This is a genomic window from bacterium, from assembly GCA_040757115.1.
In the GTDB taxonomy this organism is placed as follows: Bacteria; UBA9089; CG2-30-40-21; order CG2-30-40-21; family SBAY01; genus JBFLXS01.
On record JBFLYA010000201.1, the window covers coordinates 1 to 6,795 of the forward strand.

At 36.6% G+C, this 6,795-nt stretch carries 6 protein-coding genes; 2 read left to right on the forward strand and 4 right to left on the reverse strand.

Features of this window, described 5'->3' with window-relative positions:
- Positions 1-113: 113 nt before the first annotated feature.
- Positions 114-527 carry a hypothetical protein gene (locus AB1422_14680; GenBank protein MEW6620559.1) on the forward strand — a complete coding sequence of 138 codons (414 nt, stop codon included), beginning with the start codon at positions 114-116 and terminating at the stop codon, positions 525-527.
- 233 nt (positions 528-760) lie between these two features.
- Here AB1422_14680 and lpxA read toward each other — a convergent pair whose 3' ends face one another.
- The 4 genes from lpxA to AB1422_14700 all read right to left on the reverse strand — a co-directional run bounded on the left by lpxA (position 761) and on the right by AB1422_14700 (position 5,112).
- Positions 761-1,540 (reverse strand): acyl-ACP--UDP-N-acetylglucosamine O-acyltransferase, encoded by a 780-nt coding sequence (gene lpxA / locus AB1422_14685; protein ID MEW6620560.1) that lies wholly within the window; start codon positions 1,538-1,540, stop codon positions 761-763.
- On the reverse strand, positions 1,537-1,974 hold the full coding sequence (fabZ, locus tag AB1422_14690) for a 3-hydroxyacyl-ACP dehydratase FabZ (protein MEW6620561.1): 438 nt from the start codon (positions 1,972-1,974) through the stop codon (positions 1,537-1,539). Before fabZ ends, lpxA begins: the two co-directional genes overlap by 4 nt.
- Before the next feature lie 486 nt (positions 1,975-2,460).
- Positions 2,461-3,852, reverse strand: coding sequence for an ATP-dependent protease ATPase subunit HslU (hslU, locus tag AB1422_14695; GenBank protein ID MEW6620562.1), 1,392 nt, complete (start codon positions 3,850-3,852; stop codon positions 2,461-2,463).
- The gene (locus tag AB1422_14700) at positions 3,853-5,112 is read right to left on the reverse strand and encodes a bifunctional 3,4-dihydroxy-2-butanone-4-phosphate synthase/GTP cyclohydrolase II (protein ID MEW6620563.1); all 1,260 of its coding nucleotides are present in this window, start codon (positions 5,110-5,112) and stop codon (positions 3,853-3,855) included. It abuts the gene before it with no gap.
- A gap of 481 nt (positions 5,113-5,593) precedes the next feature.
- Here AB1422_14700 and larB point away from each other — a divergent pair, with 481 nt between their 5' ends.
- The gene (gene larB / locus AB1422_14705; GenBank protein MEW6620564.1) at positions 5,594-6,382 is read left to right on the forward strand and encodes a nickel pincer cofactor biosynthesis protein LarB; all 789 of its coding nucleotides are present in this window, start codon (positions 5,594-5,596) and stop codon (positions 6,380-6,382) included.
- Positions 6,383-6,795 lie beyond the last annotated feature (413 nt).

Consider the following 6,795-nt stretch of genomic DNA (forward strand, 5'->3'; position numbering starts at 1 on the left):
AATCTTTATATCCGGGGGTGGGTCAATTCTCATTGCCAAATTTGTTCATTTTTGATCTGATTTTTTTACATGGGTGGGTCAATTTCCATTGCCAAAAGTGGGTCAATTTTGGTTTGCCATTAACAACTTATGAGAAGAATTTGAGTGCAGAGGAGATAATCGAATCTTATAAAGACCTACAAGATGTAGAGAGAGCATTTCGGAGTTTAAAGGCACCATTAGAAGTTCGACCTTTTTATCACCATAAAGAGGAAAGAGTGAAAGCTCATGTGTTTATCTGTGTTTTGGCTTATATCGTGCAAAAAGTAGTAGAGAAGATGTTACGGGAGGGAGGTATTAATGTAACAGGCGAAAGGGTTTTTAGTCTGTTTAAACAGATGGGAATAGGTGTTATGAAGGTAGGAGGAGAATCTTATGCTTATACAAGTGAACCTACTTATATGCAAAATAGGATTTTGAAAACCCTCAAGATAAAATCTCCATCACGGATAATTATGGAAGAGAAAAACAGAAAGAGCCACATGTAGTGACAATCTTAAAAATTAAGTGTAGTAATATCAATATGTTACAAATTTTGCTGTTGAATGTGAGTCGTAACTATTTACTCAAGTGAAGTGTAACAAAGGAAAAAGGGGAAATAAGAAAAATGGGAAAGGGTGAAATATTTGGGTTATGGTTAAGAAACCAGTAGAGAAATTGGGTTGAGAAGTTAGTGAAGGGAAAGACCAATTTCCTTTCCCTTATTTACACCTTCAGATGGCTAAAGTGTTACACCATGGCAAATACCCCGTTTAGAGTTTTTAATAAAGTCTATCAGATAATTAATTTCAGGAGAGGGGGGTAATTCTTGCTCTATTTTTTTTAGAGCTTGAGAAGTATTAAGTTTAGAGCGATAAAGGATTTTGTAAGCAGATTTGAGGTTATTGCGGATTTCTTGTGAAAAACCTGCTCTTCGTAGCCCGACAGAATTTATCCCATGAATGACTAATGGATTACCATCAGCTAAGATATAAGGCGGGACATCTTGAGTTACCTGCGATAATCCACCAATCATAGCATAGCTACCGATTCTACAAAATTGATGAATTCCGACTAATCCTGAGATGACCGCTTTATCTTCAACCTTCACATGGCCAGCTAAGAGGGCACCATTAGTTATAATTACGCCTGAGCCTATTTCACAATTATGAGCGATATGGCTATTAGCCATCAGATAATTGTCATTGCCAATAACTGTTTTTTCTTTTTCCTTCCATCCGCGATGAATAGTAACATACTCTCTAATAATATTATTATCTCCAATGATACAATACGATTCCTTGATTTCATAATTTTTGATTTGAGGTTCATGACCAATAACACAGCCCATGTGGATGGTGCAGTTTTTGCCAATCGTGGTCCAGCCGTTTATAATAACATTAGCCCCGATTTTAGTCCCTTGCCTGATAGTCGCATTTTCTTCAATGATACTAAAAGGACCAATTTCTACATCATCTTCTAATTTTGCCTTTGGATGGATAATTGCCGTTGGATGAATCATCTCGACTCCTTTTCAGATACAGCAAACATTAATGTTGCCTCAGCGGCTAATTTATTCTCTACATAAGCTTTTCCTTCCATAACCCCAACTTTTTGTCGAATTTTAATTGGAACTACTTCAAACCGCAATTGGTCTCCCGGGATAACTGTTTTACGGAATCTTGCATGGTCAATTCCTGTAAAATAAACAATCTTACCCGCATGTTCAGGTTCAGAGAGCATAAGAACACCTGCAACCTGTGCCATTGCCTCAAGGATAAGTACTCCGGGTATAACCGGATGTCCTGGAAAATGTCCCTGAAAGAAAGATTCATTACAGGTAACATTTTTTATTCCCACTATTCTTTTGCCCCTTTCCATCTCAATAATACGGTCGATTAACAGAAATGGATATCGATGTGGCAAAATTTCTTGAATCTGTGTTATATCTAACATCTTTCTCTCCTTTTTTTACTAACTTAGAGTTCTGCAAAACTAAGAAACTGTAGTTTTTAAGCGGGTATTTAAAACCTCTATTTTTATCAATTTCCTCCAAAGAGCAAAATGCAAAACTCGTTTATAGTTTATAGTTTATAGTGTATAGTGTATAGTTTATAGTTTATGGTTTATAGTCTATAGTCCTTCAACTATCAACTATCTACTATCAACTATAAACTATCTACTATAAACTATCAACTATCAACTATCTACTATCAACTATCTTTGCCAAAGTTCAGTAAAATTATCTCTTTCCTTTCAGCGTTAAAATACTTGAAGCAAAGATATTACCAAATTCCTCCAACTCTTTGAGAAATCATGCTACTTCCTTTTTGAAATTTGATTTGTAATTTTGCATTTTGATATTTAATATTTGATATTTAATATTTGATATTTAATTGTTGTCTCCCCCAAATCCTATTTTGCAGAACCCTATACTAACTTTTAAAGTATATACCTGCTTAAATCCTCATCCTTAACAATATCTTCTAATTTTTTGCGGACATACTCACGGTCGATAATAATCTCTTTAGTAGAGATTTCTGGTGCCTCAAAGGAAATATCTTCAACTACCTTTTCAATAATCGTATGTAATCTTCTTGCCCCGATATTTTCGGTTCGTTCATTTATAGCATAGGCCATAGAAGCCATTTCGTCTATGGCATCTTCTGTGAATTTTATTTTTATTTCCTCTGTTTCTAATAAGGCAACATACTGTTTAATCAAGGCATTTTGAGGTTGAGTCAGGATTTGTTTAAATTGTTCTTCGGTTAATGTGTTTAACTCAACTCGAATTGGAAATCTACCTTGCAACTCAGGGATTAAATCAGACGGTTTGGAATTGTGAAAAGTTCCGGCGGCAATAAAGAGAATATGTTGAGTTCGCACAGGTCCATAGCGGGTATTGACCGTAGAACCTTCAACAATAGGCAATAAATCTCGTTGAACCCCTTCTCGTGAGACATCAGGTCCTCCTCCTGGCGTTCCACTACCGGCGATTTTATCTAATTCATCTAAAAATATTATCCCTTGATTTTCTACGCGGGAAATAGCCTCTTTAGTTACCTTTTCCATATCGATTATTTTTTGAGATTCTTCTTGAGCTAATATTCTTCGGGCTTCAGCAACCGTTACCTTTCGCTTTTTAATCTTTGATGGTAGAACGGTACTCAAGGCATCCGTTAGTCCCATATCTATTCCTTCTATGCCACTGCCGGCAAAAACCTCTATCATTGGTAGCACTGTTTCTTTTACCTCAATCTCTATCATTCTATTTTCCAGAACACCCTGACGGAGTTGCTCTCGCAATTTTTCACGGGTAGCGGCAAATCTCTCTTTGGTATTAACCTCTTCTGTCTCAGGTTCTATTTCCATAAATGGAATAAACGGTGTGGCAAGTTTCTTTCTGCCTCTACCTCTTGGAACAGGAAGAAGAAGATCCAGTATCCTTTCTTCCGCTAACTCATCCGCCTTCCCCTTAACCGACTCAATTGCCTCAGACTTGACCATATTAAGCGTCAGATTAGTCAGGTCTCTAACCATAGATTCCACATCTCGACCCACATAGCCAACCTCAGTGAATTTAGTCGCTTCTACCTTCAAGAAAGGCACTTTAGCTAAGTGAGCCAGCCGTCTGGCAATCTCTGTTTTACCGATACCCGTAGAACCTATCATAATGATATTTTTAGGTGCGACTTCATCTCGTAGTTCATCTGGTAGCCGTTGTCTGCGATAGCGATTTCGTAAGGCAATAGCTACAGATTTTTTAGCATCGTTTTGACCAATGATGTATTTGTCTAACTCTGCAACTATCTTTCTTGGAGTTAATTCATCCATTTATCTTCCCTCCTTGTTCATCTTCTTTTTTTGTCGTAGAGTCTCACTATTAGACCTATCTGACATATTCAACAGATGTCCTAATTTTTCCTTTTTTGTTTTCAGGTAGTCAACATTAAAAGGAGTTGGTAATATTTCTATTGGAACTCTTTCCACGACCTGTAATCCATAACCTTCTATTCCAACAATTTTGCGCGGGTTATTGGTTAATAATCTAATGGTGGATAGACCCAATTCCACCAGTATTTGAGCACCAATTCCATAATCACGCAAATCTCCAGGAAAACCCAATTCTTCATTTGCCTCAACCGTATCCAGTCCTTTATCCTGTAATTCGTAAGCCTTTATCTTATTCAGCAGTCCAATCCCTCTACCTTCCTGGCACATATAAAGTAAAACACCTTTTCCCTCTTTTTCAATCATTTTTAGGGCATAGTCAAATTGTGAGCCGCAGTCACATCGTGTTGATTTAAAGACATCACCGGTTAAACATTGGGAATGAACACGGACTAAAACATTTTTAGCCCCGGATACATCTCCTTTTATTAAGGCGACATGAATATGTTTATCTAAGAGAGATTCATAGCCGCACATTCTAAATTGACCATAAGCCGTTGGCAGGAATGCATCGGCTACCTTTTCAATCAATTTTTCCGAGCGTCTTCGATAATGAATAAGGTCAGCGATGGTAATAATTTTCAGGTGATGCAAAGCGGCGAATTTTATTAAAGATGGGAGTCGAGCCATATATCCGTCATCATCCATTATCTCACAAATTACCCCTGCGGGATAACAACCCGCTAATTTGGCTAAATCTACCGCCGCCTCTGTATGGCCGGCTCTTCTCAAAACACCACCTTCTACAGCCCGTAATGGAAAGATATGGCCAGGTCGTCTGAGGTCACCAGGTTTAGAATCAGGATTTAAGACAGTCTTTATTGTCTGTGCCCGGTCGTGGGCAGAAATGCCTGTTGTTGTTCCATCCTTAGCATCAATAGAAACTGTAAATGCGGTTTCTAAAATATCTGTTGGTTCTTTGACCATCGGATGGATATCTAACTCATCTAATCTCGAACCAATAACAGGCAGACAAATTAATCCTCGCCCATATTTAGCCATAAAATTTATATGTTCTGGGGTAACATATTCTGCCAGACAAACCAAATCCCCTTCATTTTCCCTATCTTCATCATCAACAACAATAATTAATTTGCCTTGTTTCAGGTCTTCAATAGCCTCTTTAATTTTATTAAACTTCATCTATACATACCCACAATCAGCAGGTTTGCAAAATTTTTCCATAGAGAATTTAATGGATTCAGGGGTCAAATAAAAAAGTAACTGTTCACCGCAGAGACACAGAGACGCAGAGAAAAAAATTAAAATCTATTCACCAGAAACAGAAATTTCCTTTTTTTTGTGCATTTCGGGTCTTTCGTTATTTATTAATCTTTTAATACTTACTTTTGACTAACTGTTTTTTAAGCCTTTTTAAACACCGAAAAACGCGAAAAGCACGAAAAAAAGATATTTTCCTCTCTGTTTCTCTGCGTCTGTGCGGTAAAGAATTACCTGAATGGTTACATAAAAAGATTGTTTTTCAACCGCTTAAACTTATCCCCTTTTGGATTGAAGTTCTTGCAAACCTGATTTATTTAAATATAATAATACCATAAAATAAGTTCGTTGTCAATTAAAAATTAGTTGACGGCAGCTAAAATGTTTGATATACTTACAAATAATGGAAATAAATCTGCTCAGGCAATTATTAGAAGGGGTTAAGGAAGGAAGATTAACGATAGAAGAGGCATTGCACAGATTAAAGTTTCTGCCATATCAAGGGTTAGAGGTTGATTCTGAGGTAGTTGCCCATATTGACCATCATCGAGCATTAAGAAGGGGATTTCCGGAGGTTATTTTTGGACAGGGTAAAAGAACCGTAGAGATAGTTGAGATAGTTAAATCAATGCTTAAACAAGGTAGTAATATTCTTATCACTAAAGCCTCTGAGAGGGTGTATCGTGCCGTTCATAAAATTGATATGCGGGCAGATTACAACAAACTTGCCTCAACCATAACCATAATTCAATCCCCAGTTACTCAAGATTTATCCTTACCATCTGTTTTAATTATTACTGCGGGCACATCTGATATACCTATTGCTGAGGAGTCTGCCGTCACAATAGAGATTATAGGGATAAAGACAGAAAAACTCTATGATGTTGGGGTAGCAGGAATTCATAGATTATTAAATCAGAAAGAAAAACTTACTCGGGCAGGAATAATTATTGTTGTTGCAGGGATGGAAGGGGCATTAGCCAGTGTGGTGGGTGGATTAGTCGATGTGCCAATTATCGCCGTGCCAACAAGTGTCGGTTATGGAGCAAGCTTCAGGGGACTTGCGGCATTATTAACGATGTTAAATAGCTGTGCCCCAGGAATAGCCGTCGTAAATATTGATAATGGTTTTGGCGCTGGCTACTTCGCCGGCATGCTCATTAAAAAAATAAATGAAAAAAATTTAGTTTGACATTTAAAAGATAATATGTTATATTATTAGCGAGTTATCAATAGGATTCTGCAAAATAGGATTTGGGGGAGACAACAATTAAATATCAAATATTAAATATTAAATATCAAATATTAAATATCAAAATGCAAAATTACAAATCAAATTTCAAAGAGGAAGTAGCAGGATTTCTCAAAGAGTTGGAGGAATTTGGTAATATCTTTGCTTCAAGTATTTTAACGCTGAAAGGAAAGAGATAATTTTACTGAACTTTGGCAAAGATAGTTGATAGTAGATAGTTGATAGTTGATAGTTTATAGTAGATAGTTTATAGTTGATAGTTGATAGTTGATAGTTGATAGTTGAAGGACTATAGACTATAAACCATAAACTATAAACCATAAACTATAAACCATAAACTATAAACTATAAAC